Here is a 20,605-nt window from a genome sequence, read left to right as displayed (position 1 = left end):
CTCGCGCATGAGCTTCCCGCACGATAGTCTTTGACCTTGCGGAGAAGCGCTTGTATTCGAAACGACGATATTTTTGTTCGACGCAATGGCAAGATTGTTGCGTCCGCAAACCGACAGAACGGCAGTCCGATGAAATTTCTCGATGAAGCAAAAGTCTATATCAAGTCCGGCGATGGCGGCGCGGGCGCCGTTTCCTTCCGGCGCGAAAAATTCATCGAATTCGGCGGTCCTGACGGTGGCGATGGCGGGCGCGGCGGCGATGTCTGGGTTGAGGTGGTCAACGGCCTCAACACGCTGATCGACTTCCGTTTCCAGCAGCATTTCAAGGCCTCCATCGGACAGCACGGCATGGGCAAGACCCGCACCGGCGCCAAGGGTTCGGATGTGGTGCTGAAGGTGCCCGTCGGTACGCAGATCTTCGAGGAAGACAATGAGACGCTGATCGTCGATCTGACGAAAGAAGGCCAGCGGTTTCGTCTTGCCGCCGGCGGTAATGGCGGTTTCGGCAATGCCTATTTCAAGTCGTCCACCAATCAGGCGCCCACCCATGCCAATCCCGGCCTCGCAGGCGAGGAAAAAACAGTCTGGCTTCGCCTCAAACTGATCGCCGATGCCGGTCTCGTCGGTTTGCCCAATGCGGGTAAATCCACGTTCCTTGCGACGGTCACCCGTGCGCGGCCGAAGATCGCCAATTATCCCTTCACCACCCTTCATCCGAACCTGGGCGTCGCTACCATCGATGGCCGTGAATTCGTGCTGGCCGATATTCCCGGCCTTATCGAAGGCGCGCATGAGGGTGTTGGCATCGGTGACCGCTTCCTCGGCCATGTGGAGCGTACCCGCGTGCTTCTGCATCTCGTTTCCGCGCAGGAGGAGAAAGTCGGCAAGGCCTATAAGACTGTTAAGGCCGAGCTGGACGCCTATGGCGGCGGGCTGACCGACAAGCCGGAAATCGTGGCGCTGTCGCAGATCGACGTGCTGGATGAAAAAGAGCTGAAAAAGAAGGCCAAGGAACTGGAGAAGGCCTGCGGCCGTCCCCCGCTACTTCTTTCCGCTGCCGCCCATATCGGCATGACGGAAGCGCTGCGCGCCCTTCGCGATATCATTGTCTCGGCGAGCAATGGCGGCGAAACCGCCCTTCCCGATCGTTCGATGCCTTCCGAGAGCGAGGTTGAGGAAGAGGACGACCGTCTATGAGCCTGATGCGCAAGCCGCTGGCGAGCCATCACCGGATCGTCATCAAGATCGGGTCGGCGCTTCTGGTGGACCGGAAGACCGGTCTCAAGAAAGACTGGCTCGACGCCATCTGCGAGGATATCGCCGCGCTGAAGAAAAATGGCGCGGATGTGCAGGTTGTGTCTTCGGGCGCCATCGCGCTTGGCCGCACCGTGCTTGGCCTGCCCTCCGGTGCATTGAAGCTGGAAGAAAGCCAGGCGGCGGCGGCTGTTGGCCAGATCGCGCTGGCGCGCGCATGGTCGGAAAGCCTGTCGCGGCATGAGATCGTCGCCGGCCAGATTCTTCTGACGCTCTCCGATACCGAAGAGCGTCGCCGTTATCTCAATGCGCGCGCCACCATCAACCAGTTGCTGAAGATCGGCGCCATCCCGATCATCAATGAAAACGATACCGTGGCGACCACCGAGATCCGTTATGGCGACAATGACCGTCTGGCGGCGCGTGTGGCGACCATGACGGGCGCCGATCTTCTGGTGCTGCTTTCGGATATTGACGGGCTTTACACGGCTCCGCCGCATCTCGACCCCGACGCGAAATTCCTTGAGACGATTGCCGATATTACGCCCGAAATCGAGGCCATGGCAGGCGGTGCGGCATCCGAGCTTTCACGCGGCGGCATGCGCACCAAGATCGACGCGGGCAAGATCGCGACCGCTGCCGGCTGCGGCATGATCATCGCCTCCGGCAAGACGCTCAATCCCTTGAAGGCTATTGAAAACGGCGCGCGCTCCTCATGGTTCGCGCCTTCGGGCACGCCGGTGACGGCGCGCAAGACCTGGATTGCCGGGCAATTGCAGCCGGCCGGCGAAATCCATGTGGATGCCGGCGCGGAAAAGGCTCTCTATGCCGGAAAAAGCCTGCTTCCGGCGGGTGTGCGACTGGTGAAGGGCAATTTCGGCCGTGGTGACGCAATCGCCATTATCGGTGCGGAAGGCCGTGAAGTCGCTCGCGGTCTTGCGGGTTACGATGCTGAAGAGGCGCGTCTTATCATCGGTCACAAGTCCAACGAGATCGAGGCGATCCTCGGTTATGTCGGGCGGGCGGCCATGATTCATCGTGACGATCTGGTAATGACGGGCGCTGCCGTCAAAGTTAAAAATGCAAAGAAGGATGAGGTCCATGCCTGAACAGGCCGTGAAGCAGAGCCATGATATTGACGCGCTGATGATCACCATCGGCGCTCAGGCGAAAGCTGCTTCGCGACCGTTGTCCATCGCCGGCACAGACCAGAAGAACCGGGCGCTGCTTGCCATGGCCTCCGCCATCGAGGCATCCAGGGATGCGATCCTTGCCGCCAACAGGAAAGATTTGGCCGCGGCGGAAAGCGCAGGCCTTGCCGCTTCCTTCGTGGACAGGTTGACTCTCAACGATGCAAGGATCGCCGGTATTGCCGAAGGCATCCGTTCGGTTGCGGCGCTGCCAGATCCGGTTGGCGAAGTCATCGCCGCCTGGGATCGTCCGAATGGGCTGAAGATCGAGCGCGTGCGCACGCCGCTCGGCGTCATCGGCGTGATCTACGAAAGCCGACCGAATGTGACGGCGGATGCCGGCGCTTTGTGCCTCAAGGCGGGCAATGCCGTCATCCTGCGCGGCGGCTCGGATTCACAACATTCATCGCGTGCTATCCATGCCTGCCTCGTGGAAGGCCTGAAGATTGCCGGCCTTCCCGAGCATGCCATTCAGCTGGTGCCAGTGACCGACCGCGCCGCCGTCGGTGCGCTACTCGGCGGCCTGAACGGTACGGTTGACGTCATCGTGCCGCGCGGCGGCAAAAGCCTCGTGGCGCGGGTGCAGTCGGAAGCCCGTGTGCCGGTTTTCGCGCATCTGGAAGGCATTTGTCATGTCTATATCGACAAGTCGGCCGATCTCGACATGGCGAAACGTATCGTCGTTAATGCCAAGATGCGCCGCACCGGTATTTGTGGGGCGGCTGAGACGCTGCTGGTGGATGCCGCTGCCGTTTCCACGCATCTTACGCCGCTCGTCAAAGCCTTGATCGAAGCCGGCTGCGAAGTGCGCGGTTCGCAGGCCGTTCGCGACTTGGTGGCGGGTCTCACGCCGGCAACGGAAGAGGATTGGCGTACCGAATATCTCGATGCGATCATTTCGGTCGCCGTGGTGGAGGGTATTTCCGGCGCGATCGAGCATATCGGTACCTATTCGTCCAACCACACCGAGGCGGTGATCGCCGAGGATCCCGATGTGGTCGCGCGTTTCTTCAACGAACTCGATTCGGCTATTCTGTTGCACAATGCCTCGACGCAGTTCGCGGACGGCGGCGAATTCGGCATGGGTGCTGAAATCGGCATTGCCACGGGCAAGATGCATGCGCGGGGCCCGGTCGGAGTCGAGCAGCTCACCTCGTTCAAATACCGGGTGCATGGCACCGGCCAGACACGGACCTGATATTTGCCGGCTGACAAGCGCCTCGACAGACGTTATCTCACCATGCCGCATGTGGAGCGCGGCATGGTCGTTGGCCTGTTCGGCGGTTCTTTCAATCCGCCGCATGCGGGTCACGCGCTTGTGGCCGAGATTGCGTTGCGCAGGCTCGGTCTCGACCAGCTCTGGTGGATCGTCACACCGGGCAACCCGCTGAAAAGCCGCTCAGAACTGGCGTCTCTGGAAGATCGCATCGCCGCCTGCGAAAAGCTGGTCCACGATCCGCGCATCAAGGTGACGGCCTTCGAAAAATCACTGGGGATGAGCTATACGGCCAATACGCTCGCCAAGGTGAAGGCGAAAAATCCGCATGTCCGTTTCATCTGGATCATGGGAGCGGACAATCTGAAAGGCTTCCATCGCTGGCAGAAATGGCGGCGGATCGCCGAGACATTCCCGATTGCCGTGATCGATCGGCCAGGCTCCACGCTTTCTTATCTCTCCTCCACCATGGCGCAGGCCTTCAACCATGCACGGGTGGATGAGGACGATGCCGGCGTTTTGTGGAAAAAAGCGGCCCCTGCCTGGGTTTTCATTCACGGCCCGCGCTCCACGCTCAGCTCCACGGCGCTGCGCAACGGTCGTAAATGACGCCTTCGATCACAAATGATGTATGTGCCGGGTGTCGAAGGGTCCATATCTTGAAAAGTTAATGCTTTGATGCCACCTTCATTGTGTGACGCAGAGAATCGCGTCGCCAGTGCCTGTTTTGTCATTCTTGGAAAGGAAAACCTCTGACAACAGTACACGCCAAGGGAAGAGCATTTGTTGCTATCCCGAAGGGCCAGGACAGTGGCGCCGATGCCGCCGGCCATGCCCTCGAAACCGTCCTCGCGAGCCTCGAGGACTCCAAGGCTGAAGATATCGTCTCTCTCAACATTGCCGGAAAATCGGCGCTTGCGGACTACATGGTCGTGGTCTCCGGGCGGTCGAACAGGCATGTCTCGGCGATTTGCGAGCATCTTCTCAAGGATATGAAGGATGAAGGGTTCGGAAACGCCCGCGTTGAAGGTCTCGAGACCGGAGACTGGGTGCTGATCGATACCGGCGACATCATCGTTCATGTGTTCCGCCCGGAAATCCGCGCCTTCTACAACATTGAAAAAATGTGGGCGACGCCGGACATGCCGGAAGAGACGCTGCATTGATGCGGTAAGCCTTTGAGCGAGTGCATCGCTTTTGCCGAAGATCATATCTGACTTCGGAAACGGTGCCTCTGGCCGGAAATCAGACCGGCCGCATAGGAATCCGCAGGCTATGCTGTTAAGAGCGTGACCCTGTTGGGTCACGACGAATGCAGGTTTGCGATGCGGATTTCAATTTTTGCGGTGGGACGGCTGAAATCCGGCCCCGAAAAGGATCTTGCGGCCCGTTATATCGAGCGTCTGGCAAAGACCGGCCCGGCGATCGGGCTGGAGTTTTCGCGGGTGATCGAGGTTGCCGAAAGCCGCGCTTCCAATGCGGAGACCCGCAAGCGCGAAGAAGCCGCGATGCTGGAAAAACATTTGGCCGATGGTGCTGCCCTCGTGCTGCTGGACGAGCGCGGAAAGGCGCTGGACAGTCCTGCCTTCGCTTCATTTTTTGGCGATTTGCGCGATAGCGGCAAGCGAGACCTCGTGATCGCCATAGGCGGAGCCGATGGGCTCGATCCCGCGCTTTACGACAAGGCGACGGCCGTTCTCAATCTCGGCAAGCTGACATGGCCGCATCAGATCGTTCGTATCCTGATCGCCGAGCAGCTTTACCGCGCCGTCACGATCCTTTCCGGTCATCCCTATCATCGCGTTTGATCGGGTTTCGATTCGCAGAATTGTCTCAATTTCAACATGAAGCTCCGCGACACCGCTGATAGCGCACGGCTTTGGCGGCGGCCTTTCCAGAGCCTCTTGGAAGATCGCGGCAAAATCCCTAATATCGGCGCTTCTGCTTCGGCATCAAAGAAAGTTCACATGGACACCAGGCCTCAACGAAAACGGCACGCTGCCCTTGCGGGCGCGGTTATTGCTGCTTTCGTCATGGGCATCGGTCCGACCTATTCGCGGGACGATGCAGGCGCCGTTCCTGCCGCTGGCGATGATTCGTCGCCGGATGCGCTGAAGACGCTGGAGAAGCGCCGCGACCAGAACCGGCAGGATCTGGAGGAGCTGGTCGACAGCATTGGTCTTTCGGAAGACAAGACAAGGAAGCTTGAGGAAAGCATCGCCTCCCTCAATCAGGACAGCGCCCGCATCCGGGAAGAGCTGATCGCATCGGCTGCCCGGCGCAAGGCGCTGGAAACCAAGATCAGCGATGGTGAGGATCGGCTGGCCAAGCTTTCCGTGCGCGAGGATGGCGTCAAGGCGTCGCTGCGTGAGAGGCGCGGCGTGCTGGCGGAGGTTCTGGCGGCGCTGCAGCGCATGGGCCGAAACCCGCCCCCCGCCCTTCTCGTCTCGCCGGAGGATGCGCTGGCGTCCGTGCGAAGCGCCATTCTTCTCGGCGCCGTCGTGCCCGGCATTCGCGGTGAAACCGACAAGCTGGTCGCCGCTCTCAAAGAATTGACTGATCTGAGGCAGGCAATCGCTCGCGAAAAGGACGATCTTACGGGTATGATGACGGCAAGTCTGGAAGAGGAAAAACGCCTTGACCTGCTGATTGCCGAAAACGATCGCAAGAATACCCAGACGGCGGCGGAGCTGGAGGCGGAACGCAAGCGATCCGAAGAGCTTGCGAGCAAGGCGACGAGCCTCGAGGGGCTGGTCAGTTCGCTTGAAGGCGAGATTACCTCGGTGCGGGAGGCGATGGAAAAGGCGCGGGCGGAAGAGCAGCGCCTGGCCCGTCTTTCGGAGGCGGAACGCGAAAAGGAGCGGGCTGCGGCCGAGGCTGGAATGCCCGATAAAAACCGTATTGCGCCCGCATATCCCTTCGCGAGTTTGAAGGGAAAGCTGGAGCTGCCGGTTACCGGCGAGGTGCTGCGGCGCTTCGGCGATGCGGATGGAACGGGCCACTTTTCCAAGGGAATTGTCGTCGCGAGCGGACCGGAAGCCATCGTGACGGCGCCTGCAGACGGCTTCGTGGTGTTTGCCGGAGATTTTCGCAGTTATGGCCGGATGATCATCCTCAATACGGGCGATGGATATCATGTGGTGATGACGGGCATGGACAATGTGAGGACGCGGCAGGGAATGTTCGTGTTCTCCGGAGAGCCCATCGCATCCATGGGTGCAAAAAGAGTAGCGAGTGCAGCAGCATTGGCGCTGGAAACCGACAGGCCAACGCTCTACATTGAGTTCAGGAAAGATGGTGTACCGGTTGATTCCCAACCATGGTGGACCGCAAAAAATACCGGAAGGGCGCACAATGATTCGTAAGGTTTCGCTTCTCCTTATCGGTGGGCTTATGGGCGCCACGGCGATGAGCGTGATTTATTCGGCGAGCATGCCGGCACAGGCGGCCGGGCCTTCGACCTATAAGGAACTGTCGATCTTTGGCGACGTGTTCGAGCGCGTGCGCGCACAATATGTGACGCCGCCGGATGACGAGAAGCTGGTGGAAAACGCCATCAACGGCATGCTGAGCTCGCTCGATCCGCATTCGAGCTTCATGAATGCCAAGGATGCCAACGACATGCGCACCCAGACCAAGGGTGAATTCGGCGGTCTCGGCATCGAAGTGACCATGGAGAACGAGCTCGTCAAGGTCATTACGCCGATCGACGATACACCGGCTTCCCGCGCAGGCATTCTCGCCGGCGACTTCATTTCGGAAATCGACGGTACGCCGGTTCGTGGCCTGAAGCTGGAACAGGCGGTCGAAAAGATGCGCGGCGCAGTCAAGACGCCGATCAAGCTGACGATCATCCGTCAGGGCGCCGACAAGCCGCTTGAATTCACCGTCATGCGCGATGTCATTGCCGTGCGGGCCGTCAAGTCCCGTGTCGAAGGTGACAATGTCGGTTATCTGCGCGTCATCTCCTTTACCGAGAAGACCTATGACGATCTCGAAAAGGCGATCAAGAAGATCAAGGCGGATGTGCCAGCCGACAAGCTGAAGGGTTATGTGCTTGACCTGCGCCTCAACCCGGGCGGTCTGCTCGATCAGGCGATCAATGTCTCCGACGCCTTCCTCGAGCGCGGTGAGGTCGTTTCGACCCGTGGCCGTAACCCGGACGAGACCCGCCGCTTCAACGCGACGGCAGGCGATCTGACCGATGGCAAGCCGGTAATCGTGCTCGTCAACGGCGGTTCGGCTTCGGCTTCGGAAATCGTTGCCGGCGCCCTGCAGGACCTGCGTCGTGCGACCGTGGTCGGCACGCGCTCCTTCGGCAAGGGTTCGGTCCAGACGATCATCCCGCTCGGCGAGGCGGGCGCGCTGCGCCTGACCACGGCGCTCTATTACACCCCGTCGGGTAAATCGATCCAGGGCACGGGCATTGAGCCTGACATCAAGGTGGAGCAGCCATTGCCGGCCGAGCTGCAGGGCAAGGTGACCACCGAAGGTGAATCCGGCCTTTCCGGCCACATCAAGGGCCAGAGCGAAACCGACGAAGGTTCGGGTTCCTCCGCTTATGTTCCGCCGGAAGCCAAGGACGACATCCAGCTCAACTATGCTCTGGACCTGCTGCGCGGCAGCAAGACGGATCCGTCTTTCCCGCCGAACCCGGAAAAGGCTGTGGTCAACAAGCAGTAAGATAGTGCGCCGGTCAGCCGGCGCATTCCATCTATTGCCCAACCGTTTGGACGGATCGTTCATTGCCTTCGGACCTGCGAAAACCGCTTCTGGGTCGTCAGAAAAAAAGCGCCGGTATCAACCGGCGCTTTTCCGTCATTATGGCTCTGTCGGTGCTTGCGGTTTTCTCAATCGGCGGCCTGTCCGTCTATACGGCGCTTTCGCCCGGCAATTTGCAGAAAACGGCGAGCGGGCCGGATGCACAGCCTCAGCTTGCCGAAAAAGCACCTGAAATCGCACCGGCCGATGGAACGGCTCCCGGCGATGCCGCCGGTCTCCAGCCGCAAAGCGGTCGCTCCGGCGCCAATATCAATCGCGAGACGATGCCCGACGGCAATGTTGTATCGGTTTACTCTCCCCGCCCGCGTGACGGTGATGGGCCGGTGCTGGTGAGCGGCCAGACCTATGGTCAGGATCCGCGCATGGCGACGCGACCCAATGAGGAATTGCTGGAAGAAACCGCATTCGGCAGATTGCCGATCGTCGGTGCGGACGGTTTGCGGCCGATGGAGCAATATGCGCGGCCCTGGTCCGGTGCACGCGGCACGCGGGTGGCGATCGTGGTTGGCGGGCTGGGTCTCAGCCAGACCGGGTCGCAAAAAGCGATCCGGGAGCTGCCGCCGGAGGTGACGCTGGGTTTTGCCGCCAGCGGCAACAGCCTGCAGCGCTGGATGCAGGAAGCGCGCCGACAGGGACATGAAATCCTTCTGCAGATACCGCTTGAGCCTTTCGGTTACCCCGGCACCAATCCGGGCCCGGACACCCTGCTGGCGGGTGATCCCGCCAAGGTCAATATCGACCGGTTGCATCGTTCCATGGCGAAGATCACCAATTACACCGGCATTATGAATTATCTCGGCGGGCGTTTCCTTGCCGAGCAGGCGGCGCTGGAGCCGGTCATGCGGGATATCGGCAAGCGTGGCCTGCTGTTTCTGGACGATGGTTCTTCGGCGCAGTCGCTGAGCGGCGGTATTGCCAAGGCGATTTCCGCCCCACAAGGTTTTGCCGATATTCTGCTCGACGGCGAAGTCACCGAAGCTGCCATTCTGCGCAAGCTGGACGAACTGGAGCGAATTGCACGGCGTAACGGCCAGGCGATCGGCGTTGCTTCGGCTTTCGATGAAAGCGTTGCCGCGATCTCCAGGTGGTCGCGCGAGGCAGGCGGGCGTGGCATCGAGATTGTCGGTGTTTCTGCGCTTGTTTCCGGGCAGGCAGGGCAGTAAACCTTGCGTGCGGCCATTTCTGGCGCTCAGACAGTGCGGGTTTCCCATGACAATCAAAGCAGAAGATTTGCCTTACCGTCCCTGTGCGGGAATTATGGTGCTGAACGCCGAGGGCCTTGTCTGGGTCGGCCGGCGTATCAAGGAAGGTAATCCCGAATATGATGGCTCACCGCATTTGTGGCAGATGCCGCAGGGCGGCATCGATGACGGCGAACGGCCTTTGACGGCTGCCATTCGCGAACTCTACGAAGAAACAGGCATGAAAACGGTCAGCCTGCTTGCGGAGGCGAGCGACTGGATTCACTATGACCTGCCGCCTGAACTGATCGGCATCGGCCTCAGGGGCAAATATCGCGGGCAGGCGCAGCGCTGGTTTGCGTTCCGCTTCGAAGGCGACGAAAGCGAAATCCAGATCGATCCGCCGCCGACCGGGCACACGGCCGAATTCGATGCGTGGGACTGGAAGTCGATGGAAAGCCTGCCGGAACTCATCGTGCCGTTCAAGCGCGCGGTATACGAACAGGTCGTAGCGGAGTTCCAGCACCTTTCCGGCAAATAAAAAAGGCGGCCAAGGCCGCCTTTTCTGTCGTATCGCCAGTGCTTATTCCGCTTCGTTGGCGGAATCGGCGTTGAGCTGGCCGTATTTTTCCTCGCCGATCTTGCCGAGCAGTTCGAGCTGGGTTTCGAGAAAGTCGATATGGCCTTCCTCGTCGATCAGCAGTTCTTCGAAAAGCTTCATGGAGACGTAGTCTCCGGCCTCATAACAGATATCACGCGATTTCTTGTAGGAGGTGCGGGCGTCATATTCGCCGGCAAGGTCGGATTCCAGAACTTCCTTGACGTTCTGGCCGATGCGCAGGGGCGCGACGGTCTGAAGGTTGGGATGGCCTTCAAGGAAGATGATGCGTGCGACCAGCTTGTCGGCGTGCTGCATTTCCTCGATGGATTCAGCGCGTTCCTTTTTGGCGAGCTTCGTGTAGCCCCAGTCTTCCAGCAAACGATAGTGAAGCCAGTACTGGTTTACCGCACCGAGTTCGAGAAAAAGGGCCTCGTTAAGCCGCTCGATGACTTTTTTGTCGCCTTTCAATGTCCGCTCTCCTGTTCTCTTCATGGAATTGCTTCAGGCGGGACATAAAATCAAAAACATCGGCCTCAGTCGAGTGGCGACGGGCATGATATTCTTCAGTGGTTTTGATGATCAGGTCGACAACGGTGGGGAAACAGCCGCAGCAGCGACCACGTTTTTCCATGGCGTGATACACTTTTGCAGGAACGATGAGCTGCCAACAGTCCTCGTCGAGGAGCTCGTTGATGACGTCCCGGATATCGTGATCGGTGATGTAATTGCAGCTGCAAACCAGCATGATGGACTGCCTGTATGACGCAACACGTTGTTTTCGTTCTTAAACCAAAACAGGACAGCAACTGTCAAGAAAAACCTCTTAATGAGTCGCCAAGGATTTTCTAGACTCATTCTAAACTATACAAAAACTATCGTATTTTCATTAGTTTAGGCAGCGCGTCATTCCAGTGTTTCATCTTCAAGTTTTTGTGCGCAGCAAAATTATCGAAGCTGCGATCACGGAAAGTTTACTGGGTTCAGGCGGCCGGGAAGGCGGGATCGACGGCCCTCAGGCGAAATATTGTCCGCCATTGGCCGTCATGGTCGAACCGGTGATGAAGCCGGCCTCGTCGGAAACCAGAAACAGAACGCAGCGTGCGATTTCTTCCGGTTCACCCAGCCGTCCAACGGGAATCTGCGGCACGATCCGTTCCGCCAGAACCTTCTCCGGTATCGCTCTTACCATCTCCGTGCCGATATAGCCGGGGCAGATGGCGTTGACGGTGATATTGCGGCTGGCGCCTTCCTGGGCGAGCGCCTTGGTAAAGCCGATGTCGCCCGCTTTCGAGGCGGAATAATTGGCCTGTCCCGCCTGTCCCTTCTGGCCATTGATGGAGGAGATGTTGACGATGCGGCCGAAGCCGCGGTCGCGCATGCCCGGCCATACGGGATGGGTCATGTTGAAGACGCCGGTGAGGTTGGTATCGATAACCTCGCGCCATTGCTGCGGCGACATTTTATGGAACATCGCATCGCGGGTGATGCCGGCATTGTTGACGAGCACCTCGACGGGACCGAAGGTCTCTTCCACCTGGGCTATGCCATTGACGCAGGCGTCATAGTCGCGCACGTCCCACTGAAAAGCGGGGATGCCGGTTTCTTTCTGGAATGTTTCCGCCCTGTCCGTCGTGAAGGCGTAATTGACGGCCACCCGGTAACCGGCCGCCTGCAGGGCGCGGGCGATTGCGGCGCCTATGCCGCTCGTCCCGCCGGAAATCAAAGCAACCCGGCTCATATCGGCCTCCATGACCTGTCATTGAAGCGCCTGCATATGCAAGGATGCTTCCATATCTTGCAGAACTTGTTCGTCGTGCTCACCGGCCACAGAAATGCGGCCAATGGGAGGCCGCTTCTACCCTATTGCGCGCTGAACCGGAATTGCTTTTTGGCGAGTCGTGCGGCGGTTTCAGAGTGCTTCGATGCACATGGCGACACCCATGCCGCCGCCGATGCAGAGCGTTGCGAGACCCTTCGACACGTTACGGCGGCGCATTTCGAAAATCAGGGTGTTGAGGACGCGCGCGCCGGATGCGCCGATCGGATGGCCGATGGCAATCGCCCCGCCATTGACGTTGACGATAGCAGGATCAAGACCAAGTTCGCGCACCACGGCGCAGGACTGGGCCGCAAAGGCTTCGTTGGCTTCCACAAGGCCAATATCGCTGATCGACCAGCCGGCTTTGGCCAGCGCCTTGCGGGAGGCGGGAATGGGGCCGGTGCCCATGATCTGCGGATCGACACCTGCCGTCGCCCAGGAGGCGATACGGGCGAGCGGCCTGATGCCGCGCTTTCCTGCTTCCTGTTCCGACATCAAAAGCGTGGCGGCGGCGCCATCGTTCAGACCGGAGGCGTTGCCGGCCGTGACCGTCCCTTCCTTGTCGAAGGCGGGGCGCAGCTTGGCCATGGTTTCCAGCGAAGCCCCAGCGCGGATATGCTCATCTGTATCAATGACGATATCGGCTTTACGGCCCTTCACCGTGAAAGCCACGATCTCATCTGCAAAACGGCCGGCGCTTTGCGCGGCTTCGGCCTTGTTTTGCGATGCGACGGCGAATTGGTCCTGCTCGTCGCGGGAAAGCTGCCATTGGCGGGCGATGTTTTCAGCGGTGATGCCCATATGATAGCCGTAAAAGGCGTCGATAAGGCCATCTTTCAGCATGGTATCGATCATCTTGAAATCGCCCATCTTCACGCCGCCGCGCAAATGGGCGCAGTGAGGCGCCATGGACATGGATTCCTGGCCGCCGGCAATGACGATGTTCGCGTCGCCGGTCGCGATCTGTTGCATGCCGAGGGCCACGGCGCGCAGGCCGGAGCCGCAGAGCTGATTGAGGCCGAAGGCGGTCGCTTCCTGTGGAATGCCGGCCTTCATGGCAGCCTGCCGCGCCGGGTTCTGCCCCTCGCCCGCCGTCAGGACCTGACCGAGAATGACCTCATCGATTTCCTTCGCCGCGACACCGGCGCGCTCCAGCACGGCGCTGATGACGGTCGCCCCGAGTTCGTGGGCTGGCGTATTGGCGAAGTGGCCATTGAAAGAGCCGACGGCTGTGCGCGCGGCGCTGGCAATCACGATTGAAGGCAGGGTCATCAGTTTTCTCCTCACTTGCGGGCGGAGACTGGCAAAGCTTTCAATACAAGTCAAATGGCGAAAGTTGCTTTAAAAGATGTTGCTAAATCACGCCGAAATCTTGCGGAAAATTGCTGCGCAAAAAACAAACTGTTGCGATGCACAAAACATTTGTCAGAGGGCTCGTTTTGCGCATACACTTTGCGCCGGGAAGAGCAAGAAGACCAAAAAACAAGAAAATACCATCATCGCGAGGAGGCGGGCATGGCGAAACACGACGGCGAAACAATCATTAAAAAATACGCCAACCGGCGGCTCTACAATACCGGCACCAGCACCTATGTGACGCTCGATGATCTGGCGCAGATGGTCAAGCGCGGTGAGGACTTCAAGGTTCAGGATGCCAAGTCCTCCGAAGACATCACGCATGCGGTGCTGACGCAGATCATCGTCGAACAGGAGGCCAAAACCGGCAATACGTTGCTGCCGACGGCGTTTCTGCGACAATTGATCTCCTATTACGGCGACCAGATGCAGATGGTCGTGCCGACATTTCTCGAACATTCGATGAAGACCTTTTCCGACCAGCAGAGCCAGATGCAGGAGCATATGGCCAAGGCTTTCGGCGATGGTTCGCTTGCCCGCAATTTTCAGGCGCCGCTGCAAATGATGGAAGAGCAGATCCGCCGCAATACCGAACTGTTCCGGCAGGCGATGCAGGGTTTCACGCCTTTCGCAATGCCGCAAGCACCCAAGGAAACCCGCAAGCCGAATGCATCCGAAATCGATGAGCTGAAGGCGCAGTTGCGCGCATTGCAGCAAAAGCTCGATCAGCTCTGATTCTGCGTCATTCTGGCCGATGCTGGATTTGACCGCCGCATCGGCTGCTGCTTCTGGCTTTCAGCCTGCCGTTCTTTCCGGCACGCGCAACAGGAGCAGGAAACCTGCCCCCAGAAATACGATGAGCGTGGCCATGCCGATATGGGCGGAGCCGCTTATATAGGTTGCTATGGAAAATGACAGCGTCGCCATGAAACTCGTGGCGCGTCCGGAAAGCGCGTAGATGCCGAAGTAACGGCCCGCTTCTGCAACAGTGATATTGCGGGCGAGATAAGAGCGGGACGATGCCTGGACGGGTCCGAAGGCGAGGCCGATCAAAACGCCATAGAGCAGATAGGCTTTTTCCGCGCCTGTCGCGAAGATGCCGCCATTGTCCGCCGTCGACAATTGTACCCAGCCAAACAGCGTCGAGCCTTTTTCCGTGGAGACGATGCCGAGCGTAGCGAGCAGCAAAAGCACCAGACTGATAAGGATGGTGATGCGCGAGCCGAGTTTCTGATCAACCCGCCCGGCGGCAAAACAGCCCGCGATGGCGACGACGTTGAGCAGGATGCCGAAGAGGCCGATTTCCATCGTCGCCCAGCCGAACATACCGGCGGCAAATGCTCCGCCCAGTATGAGAACGCCATTGACGCCATCCTGATAGAGCATGCGCGCGATCAGGAACCGCAAAAGCATGGGGCGGTAGCGCAGCTCGCGAAGCGTGATCTTCAGCTCCCCCAGTCCCGAGCGGATCGCGGCTGCGAAGGGCAAGCCCTTTTCAGCGTCGGGAGTGAGAAGAAACATCGGCAGAATGAAGATGAGATACCAGAGCGCGGCGAGCGGGCCGGTTATTCTGGCATCCTCGCCGGTTGCCGGGTCGAGACCGAAAAGCGGCTTGATGCCGGCGATGGTCAGCCCGGTCTGTGGATTGGCGGCCAGAAGCGTCACCACGGCAATCAGCACCACCATCCCGCCGAGATAACCAAGCCCCCAGGCGAGATTGGAAATGCGCCCGACATTTTGCGGGTTGGTCAGGCGCGGCATCATGGAATCGTTGAAGACGATAGAAAATTCCGCCGCGATGGAAGCGAGGATAATACAGATAATCGGCAGGATGAGCGGCGATCCCGGTGTTGCGAACCACAGGAAGAAAAGACTGACAATCTTGATGACGGCAAAGAAGGCGATCCACGGCTTGCGCGCGCCGGACTGGTCGGCGATGGAGCCGAGAATGGGGGAGAAGAGGGCGATGATGATCGACGACACCGTCGCCATGTTGCTCCATGTCGCCTGCGCCGAAATCGGATCGTCGGTGAGCCGGGCGACGAAATAAGGCCCGAAAACGAAGGTCGTGACGACCGTGAAAAACGGCTGCGCCGCCCAGTCGAACATCACCCAGCCCCAGATGCCGCGTTTGGCAACCGCTGTTTCCGCATTTGGGGAAGGGACAGTCATTCATCGTCCTATCGGAAAATCGGGAAATAAAATGCGCGATGCGGGCGCATCCGTCTTGTCTGACGCCATCCGGGGGACCCGGATGGCGTTTTTAAGGCTGCCGATCAGCGTGCCTGAACGATATCGCCCAGCAGCCCGGCCGCGACCGTCAGACGGGCAAGGTTGGTATCGCCGCTGTCGCTGAGCGCGCCGAGTTCGGAGACGATGCGGTTGACCCGCACGCGGTCCGCCGCATACCAGGCCTGAACCGGGTCCTTCTCCTTCGCATGCTCGGTAAGCGCTGAGATGACGATCCGGCGTCTCGACGAGGAGATCTGGTCCTGGCTGCGCAGGAGAGCCAGGCTCTCGTAATGATCCGCCGGGGTGATGCGCTGGCTTGCATCCAGCAGACGCGCGACGCGGAAGGTCGACGAGACGGCGGCATAGCTTTCGGCGGCGCGGGCAAGCGTGGTGCCCGCGCTTTCGGCGATGCGCATGATCTCCGGCACATAGACGAGCAGGGAAAGCGTATCGAGTTCCTCCAGAAGACCGGAAGGAACGCCGTCGATTTCCGTGACGCCGAGTTCGCGGCGATACTTCGCCGCTGCCGGTGACAGCGTCTTGATCGCGGTTTTCAGGCGCTCGATTTCGGTCGCCATGTCACCTGCGGCCGCACCCGCGCTCCCGGTTTGCAGGTAAAGCCTGCTCGCATCCGAGAAGATACGCGTGATCGTGGCATAAAGCCCGTTCTGGACTTCACCGCCGACCTTGCCGTCAAGCGCGTCGACTTCGCTCCACAGGCGTTTGAGACCGAAACCATCCTCGACGATCACGGCAGCCTTGACGACATCGGCCGCCAGAAGGCCGCTCGCATCGGCAAGTTTTTGCACGAATCCCGGGCCGCCGCGATTGACGACGGCATTGGCGAGTGCGGTCGCGACGATTTCGCGATGCAGACGATGCGACTTGATATCGTCCGCATAGTTCTTCTGCATCTTGGCCGGGAAATAATCGACCAGAAGATGCTGGAGATAGGGCTCGTCGGGAAGCGTGCTTGCTACCAGTGCATCGAACAAGGTGAGCTTGGCATAGGAGAGGAGCACGCCGATTTCCGGCCGGGTCAGCGGTTTGCCGGTGGCGTATCTTTCGCTGAATTCGGCATTGTTCGGCAGGGTCTCGACCTTGCGGTTCAGTTGTCCGGCCGCCTCCAGCGCGCCCATCAGGCGGCCGAGTTCTTCGCGGTTCGAAAGGCCCAGCCGCTCCGTCAGCGAGATCGCCAGCGATTGCAGGTAGTTGTTGCGCAATACCAGCTGCGCCACTTCCGGCGTCATGGAAGCGAGAAGCTGGTTGCGTTTCGGCATCGTCAGGCGGCCGCTGTTAACGGCGGAGGCAAGCGCGATCTTGATGTTGACCTCCACGTCCGAGGAGTTCACTCCGGCCGAGTTGTCGATGGCGTCGGAATTGCATCGCCCGCCTGAAAGCGCATAGGCGATGCGCCCCTTCTGGGTGATGCCGAGATTGGCGCCTTCGCCGATGACCTTGGCGCGCAGTTCGGTTGCGTTGACGCGGATGGGGTCGTTCGCCCTGTCACCCACCTCGGCATTGGTTTCCACCGCCGCCTTGATGTAGGTGCCGATGCCGCCGAACCACAGAAGATCGGTTGGCGCCTTCAGGATGGCCGTCATGATCTCGAAGGGTGTGGCGACGGATTTGTCGATGCCGATGGCGGCCACGGCTTCCGGTGTCAGCGTCACCGATTTTTCGGAGCGCGAGATGATCATCGCGCCGGCGGAGAGGGCCGAACGATCGTAATCCTGCCAGCTGGAACGCGGCAGTTCGAAAAGGCGCTTGCGTTCGGCAAAGGACCTGTCGGTATCGGGATCCGGATCGATGAAGATGTCGCGGTGATCGAAGGCGGCGATCAGCCTGATCTTTTCCGACAGCAGCATGCCGTTGCCGAAAACGTCGCCGGACATATCGCCCACGCCCGCCACCGTGAAGGGGGTGGTCTGGATGTCGGTGTCCATTTCACGGAAATGGCGCTTCACCGTTTCCCAGGCGCCGCGGGCGGTAATGCCCATCTTCTTGTGGTCGTAACCGGCCGAACCGCCCGATGCGAAGGCGTCGTCCAGCCAGAAACCGGCCTCATGGGCAAGACCGTTCGCCGTATCGGAGAAGGTTGCCGTTCCCTTGTCGGCGGCGACGACGAAATAGGGGTCGTCACCGTCGAGCCGCAGCGTATCGGCTGGCGGCACGATGGCATCGTCGACGATATTGTCGGTGATGGACAGCAGGGTGCGGATATAGGTCTTGTAGGCCTCGCGGCCGGCATTAAAGACCTCATCGCGGGAGCCGCCGGCGGGCAGGTTCTTCGGGAAGAAACCGCCCTTGGCGCCAACCGGCACGATCACCGCATTCTTGACCTGCTGCGCCTTCACGAGGCCGAGCACTTCGGTGCGGTAATCCTGGCCGCGATCCGACCAGCGCAGACCGCCGCGTGCCACCTTGCCGAAGCGCAGATGCACGCCTTCGACTTCTGTTCCGTAGACGAAGATTTCACGGAAAGGCCGTGGGTCGGGCAGGCCGTCCAGATGCTTGGGATCGAACTTGAAGGCCAACAGGTCACGCGGCGTACCATCGGCATTTTTCTGGAAGTAGTTGGTGCGAAGCGTCGCGTCGATGGCGTTGACGTAACGCCTGAGCGTGCGGTCCTCGTCGAGATTGGGAACGCCGCTCAATGCCGCTTCGATCGCCTTGTGTATTTCGGCGAGCTTCTTCAGCCGCTTCTTTTCATCGACGGACGGATCGAAGCCGGCCTTGAACAGCGCGAAAATATTGCGGGAAATCGCCGGATACTTATAGAGCGTTTCGGAAATATGCTCCTGCGAATAGACGATGCCGGTCTGGCGGAGATAACGCGCATAGGCGCGCAGCACGGAGACTTCGCGCACGGTGAGGCCGCAGGCGAGGATCAGGCGGTTGAAATTGTCATTGTCCACCTTGCCGGAGAAGGCGGCAAGGAAGGCCTCTTCGAGCTTCTGCCCGTAATGCGGCAGATCGAGTGTCGTACCCTTGGCGACGGACAGTTCCATGTCGTGCAGGACGATGTCGCGCTTTTCGCCGTCCGAAACGACACCGATATCGAAAGTGCGTTCGCTGATGACGTCGAAGCCGAGATTTTCGAGCAATGGCACGCGGCGTGAAAGCGGCAGATGGCCGTCGCGGTGGAAAATCTTCAGCGACAGCGTCTCGGCCGACTGGCCTTCCTGCTGGTAAAATTCGATGCGGACAGGCTCACCCTTTGCGGCGCCCAGAATATCCGGCATGTCGCCGATCGCCTCTTCCGGCGTGAAGGCTTCCTGATAGGCCTGATCGACTTCCAGCACCGGTGCACCCGGCTCGGAAAGGGCGACGAAATGGTCTATCCAGCGCGCAGCAATGTCGCTGACGGCGTCTTCGAGCCTGTCCTGGGCGATGCGCGGCGTCTTGCCTTCCGTGCGGCCGACAATGAAGTGGACTCGGGCGACGGCGCCTTCGGGGAAGGCGGGGTAATAGGCGGAAATATGCCCGTCATAGACCCTGCTCAGATAGTCGCCGATCTTCTCGCGCACATAGGAATTATACTCCTCGCGCGGAACGAAGATGATGGCCGAAACGAAACGGTCGAAACGGTCGATACGTGCAAGCACACGCACACGCGGCCGGTCGCTCAGTTCCATGATCTGCTCGACGAAGCGGATCAGAAGGTCCGTCTCGATCTGGAAGAGATCGTCGCGCGGATAGGCTTCCAGCGTGTTCTGCAGGATGCGGCCGGAGTGGCTGTTCGGATCGAAGCCGAAATGCCGCTCGACTTCCGCGACCTTCGCGCGCAGCAACGGTATCTGCTTGACCGAGCGCGTATAGGCGGTGGCGGTGAAGAGGCCGACGATGCGCAGTTCGCCGATGACATTGCCGTCCTCGTCGAAGCGCTTGATGCCGATGTAATCCATATAGGCGCGGCGGTGCACGATGGATTTCACATTGGCCTTGGTGACGATGAGGAAATCCGGGCCGTCGAGGAAGGCAAGGATTTCGGGCGTCGTCGTCACGGCGTTCTTGCCGAGACGCAGCACGCGCACATCCGGATCGCTGAGGCTGCCGAGACCGACGCCATCACCGCGCTCGATCTTCGCGTTCTTTCCCTTACCGGAATAGGTGTAGTCGCGCATGCCGAGGAAGGTGAAATTGTCGTTGCGAAGCCAGTTGAGGAATTCGACGGCTTCCGCACGCTCGGTCTTGCGCCGTGACGAACCGCGTTTGGACAATTCATCCAGCGCCTCGTCGAGTTTCGCCAGCATGGGCCGCCAGTCGCGATAGGCGAACTGGACCTGCGTCAGCACGAAGCGCAGTCTTTCTTCCAGCGCTGCGGCGGCTTGCGGCGTGAGCGGCGCGATATGCAGCTGGATGAGGCTGATATTTTCAGCGGGATCATCCTCGGGTTCCGCAAGACGGTAGCCCGCCTGCGCGCTTTCGTCGCGCACCAGGATCGGGTGCACCGCGAGGTAAAGACCGCGATAGCTGCTGGTGACCTCGCCCATGACGGAATCGTAAAGGAAGGGCATATTGCGGCCGATAATGGTCAGCACCGTTACCGGAATATCCCGCGGCGAAACGCCTTCCACCTGGGAGATGCCGATGTACGGAGCGTCTCCGGTCCAGTGCGAAAGCGCCTCGAAACTGTGAGCGGCGCTCGCAGCCAGCATCTCTGCGGAATAATATTCTATATCGTCGGCACTTGCCCTTCCATAAAGAATACCCGGATCAAGAAATTGGACATTTTCGGCAATTGCCTGCTGGCGCGCTTTTTCGATCTGTTTTTCGCGTTTTGGATTATTTCTGTAGCCCATTTGACGTGGATTCCTCCAAAAATCACACTTTAATATAAAAAAGCATCGCCAATTTGCGGATTTTGCCTTTTCAGTCGAATCGGATATTGGCGTGGAATTACGAAGAGTTTAAGAGGCTTTTGTGTTTCTTCAGTCGGTAAGTGAAATTTTTTTGCTCCTTTTGCCATGA

Annotated in this window: 17 protein-coding genes; 11 read left to right on the top strand and 6 right to left on the bottom strand. The window is 59.6% G+C overall.

Annotation, left to right across the window (positions count from 1 at the left end; genetic code table 11):
- The first annotated feature begins 129 nt into the window (after nt 1-129).
- From obgE to O3W47_RS15685, 10 genes are all read left to right on the top strand, one after another.
- The gene (obgE, locus tag O3W47_RS15730) at nt 130-1,197 is read left to right on the top strand and encodes a GTPase ObgE (RefSeq protein ID WP_080815495.1); all 1,068 of its coding nucleotides are present in this window, start codon (nt 130-132) and stop codon (nt 1,195-1,197) included.
- Nucleotides 1,194-2,363, top strand: coding sequence for a glutamate 5-kinase (gene proB, locus O3W47_RS15725; protein ID WP_137004108.1), 1,170 nt, complete (start codon nt 1,194-1,196; stop codon nt 2,361-2,363). The genes obgE and proB overlap by 4 nt, the downstream gene beginning before the upstream one ends.
- Nucleotides 2,356-3,642, top strand: a complete 1,287-nt coding sequence (locus O3W47_RS15720; RefSeq protein WP_170985806.1) for a glutamate-5-semialdehyde dehydrogenase — start codon at nt 2,356-2,358, stop codon at nt 3,640-3,642. The genes proB and O3W47_RS15720 overlap by 8 nt, the downstream gene beginning before the upstream one ends.
- A 42-nt stretch (nt 3,643-3,684) precedes the next feature.
- Nucleotides 3,685-4,269, top strand: coding sequence for a nicotinate-nucleotide adenylyltransferase (locus O3W47_RS15715; RefSeq protein ID WP_442864636.1), 585 nt, complete (start codon nt 3,685-3,687; stop codon nt 4,267-4,269).
- Nucleotides 4,270-4,382: 113 nt separating this feature from the next.
- Nucleotides 4,383-4,826 (top strand): ribosome silencing factor, encoded by a 444-nt coding sequence (gene rsfS, locus O3W47_RS15710; protein ID WP_035236703.1) that lies wholly within the window; start codon nt 4,383-4,385, stop codon nt 4,824-4,826.
- A 159-nt stretch (nt 4,827-4,985) separates the two neighbouring features.
- Entirely contained in the window at nt 4,986-5,468 is a 483-nt protein-coding gene (gene rlmH / locus O3W47_RS15705) for a 23S rRNA (pseudouridine(1915)-N(3))-methyltransferase RlmH (RefSeq protein WP_035265250.1), read from the top strand.
- Nucleotides 5,469-5,627: 159 nt separating this feature from the next.
- Nucleotides 5,628-7,025, top strand: a complete 1,398-nt coding sequence (locus O3W47_RS15700; protein WP_269314102.1) for a murein hydrolase activator EnvC family protein — start codon at nt 5,628-5,630, stop codon at nt 7,023-7,025.
- Entirely contained in the window at nt 7,015-8,343 is a 1,329-nt protein-coding gene (locus tag O3W47_RS15695; protein WP_080815499.1) for a S41 family peptidase, read from the top strand. The genes O3W47_RS15700 and O3W47_RS15695 overlap by 11 nt, the downstream gene beginning before the upstream one ends.
- Before the next feature lie 62 nt (nt 8,344-8,405).
- Nucleotides 8,406-9,605 carry a divergent polysaccharide deacetylase family protein gene (locus O3W47_RS15690; RefSeq protein WP_269314101.1) on the top strand — a complete coding sequence of 400 codons (1,200 nt, stop codon included), beginning with the start codon at nt 8,406-8,408 and terminating at the stop codon, nt 9,603-9,605.
- Nucleotides 9,606-9,651: 46 nt separating this feature from the next.
- Nucleotides 9,652-10,164, top strand: coding sequence for an RNA pyrophosphohydrolase (locus O3W47_RS15685; RefSeq protein ID WP_269314100.1), 513 nt, complete (start codon nt 9,652-9,654; stop codon nt 10,162-10,164).
- A 42-nt stretch (nt 10,165-10,206) separates the two neighbouring features.
- Here O3W47_RS15685 and bfr read toward each other — a convergent pair whose 3' ends face one another.
- From bfr to O3W47_RS15665, 4 genes are all read right to left on the bottom strand, one after another.
- Entirely contained in the window at nt 10,207-10,692 is a 486-nt protein-coding gene (gene bfr, locus O3W47_RS15680; protein ID WP_003520274.1) for a bacterioferritin, read from the bottom strand.
- Nucleotides 10,658-10,969: a (2Fe-2S)-binding protein gene (locus tag O3W47_RS15675; protein WP_003505234.1), complete on the bottom strand. Its 312-nt coding sequence runs from the start codon at nt 10,967-10,969 to the stop codon at nt 10,658-10,660. Before O3W47_RS15675 ends, bfr begins: the two co-directional genes overlap by 35 nt.
- Before the next feature lie 267 nt (nt 10,970-11,236).
- Entirely contained in the window at nt 11,237-11,962 is a 726-nt protein-coding gene (phbB, locus tag O3W47_RS15670; protein WP_137004105.1) for an acetoacetyl-CoA reductase, read from the bottom strand.
- A gap of 171 nt (nt 11,963-12,133) precedes the next feature.
- Nucleotides 12,134-13,315 (bottom strand): acetyl-CoA C-acetyltransferase, encoded by a 1,182-nt coding sequence (locus O3W47_RS15665; protein ID WP_127756488.1) that lies wholly within the window; start codon nt 13,313-13,315, stop codon nt 12,134-12,136.
- Between the two features lie 243 nt (nt 13,316-13,558).
- Between O3W47_RS15665 and phaR the strand changes: the two genes are divergently transcribed.
- A complete protein-coding gene (gene phaR, locus O3W47_RS15660) occupies nt 13,559-14,134 on the top strand; it encodes a polyhydroxyalkanoate synthesis repressor PhaR (protein ID WP_003520279.1) in 576 nt (191 codons plus the stop codon).
- 60 nt (nt 14,135-14,194) lie between these two features.
- Here the strand turns inward: phaR and O3W47_RS15655 are convergent, their stop codons facing one another.
- A complete protein-coding gene (locus O3W47_RS15655; protein ID WP_269314099.1) occupies nt 14,195-15,571 on the bottom strand; it encodes an MFS transporter in 1,377 nt (458 codons plus the stop codon).
- A 104-nt stretch (nt 15,572-15,675) separates the two neighbouring features.
- Nucleotides 15,676-20,436 carry an NAD-glutamate dehydrogenase gene (locus O3W47_RS15650; protein ID WP_174022206.1) on the bottom strand — a complete coding sequence of 1,587 codons (4,761 nt, stop codon included), beginning with the start codon at nt 20,434-20,436 and terminating at the stop codon, nt 15,676-15,678.
- Nucleotides 20,437-20,605 lie beyond the last annotated feature (169 nt).

It is taken from the genome of Agrobacterium sp. LMR679, assembly GCF_027157905.1.
GTDB lineage: Bacteria > Pseudomonadota > Alphaproteobacteria > Rhizobiales > Rhizobiaceae > Agrobacterium > Agrobacterium leguminum.
This window is presented reverse-complemented; position numbering and strand designations above follow the sequence as displayed.

Coding starts and splice junctions, on each gene's coding strand:
- obgE (WP_080815495.1), top strand. CDS start 130: ATGAAATTTCTCGATGAAGCAAAAGTCTATATCAAGTCCGGCGATGGC.
- proB (WP_137004108.1), top strand. CDS start 1,194: ATGAGCCTGATGCGCAAGCCGCTGGCGAGCCATCACCGGATCGTCATC.
- O3W47_RS15720 (WP_170985806.1), top strand. CDS start 2,356: ATGCCTGAACAGGCCGTGAAGCAGAGCCATGATATTGACGCGCTGATG.
- O3W47_RS15715 (WP_442864636.1), top strand. CDS start 3,685: ATGCCGCATGTGGAGCGCGGCATGGTCGTTGGCCTGTTCGGCGGTTCT.
- rlmH (WP_035265250.1), top strand. CDS start 4,986: ATGCGGATTTCAATTTTTGCGGTGGGACGGCTGAAATCCGGCCCCGAA.
- O3W47_RS15700 (WP_269314102.1), top strand. CDS start 5,628: ATGGACACCAGGCCTCAACGAAAACGGCACGCTGCCCTTGCGGGCGCG.
- O3W47_RS15695 (WP_080815499.1), top strand. CDS start 7,015: ATGATTCGTAAGGTTTCGCTTCTCCTTATCGGTGGGCTTATGGGCGCC.
- O3W47_RS15685 (WP_269314100.1), top strand. CDS start 9,652: ATGACAATCAAAGCAGAAGATTTGCCTTACCGTCCCTGTGCGGGAATT.
- O3W47_RS15675 (WP_003505234.1), bottom strand. CDS start 10,969: ATGCTGGTTTGCAGCTGCAATTACATCACCGATCACGATATCCGGGAC.
- phbB (WP_137004105.1), bottom strand. CDS start 11,962: ATGAGCCGGGTTGCTTTGATTTCCGGCGGGACGAGCGGCATAGGCGCC.
- O3W47_RS15665 (WP_127756488.1), bottom strand. CDS start 13,315: ATGACCCTGCCTTCAATCGTGATTGCCAGCGCCGCGCGCACAGCCGTC.
- phaR (WP_003520279.1), top strand. CDS start 13,559: ATGGCGAAACACGACGGCGAAACAATCATTAAAAAATACGCCAACCGG.
- O3W47_RS15655 (WP_269314099.1), bottom strand. CDS start 15,571: ATGACTGTCCCTTCCCCAAATGCGGAAACAGCGGTTGCCAAACGCGGC.
- O3W47_RS15650 (WP_174022206.1), bottom strand. CDS start 20,436: ATGGGCTACAGAAATAATCCAAAACGCGAAAAACAGATCGAAAAAGCG.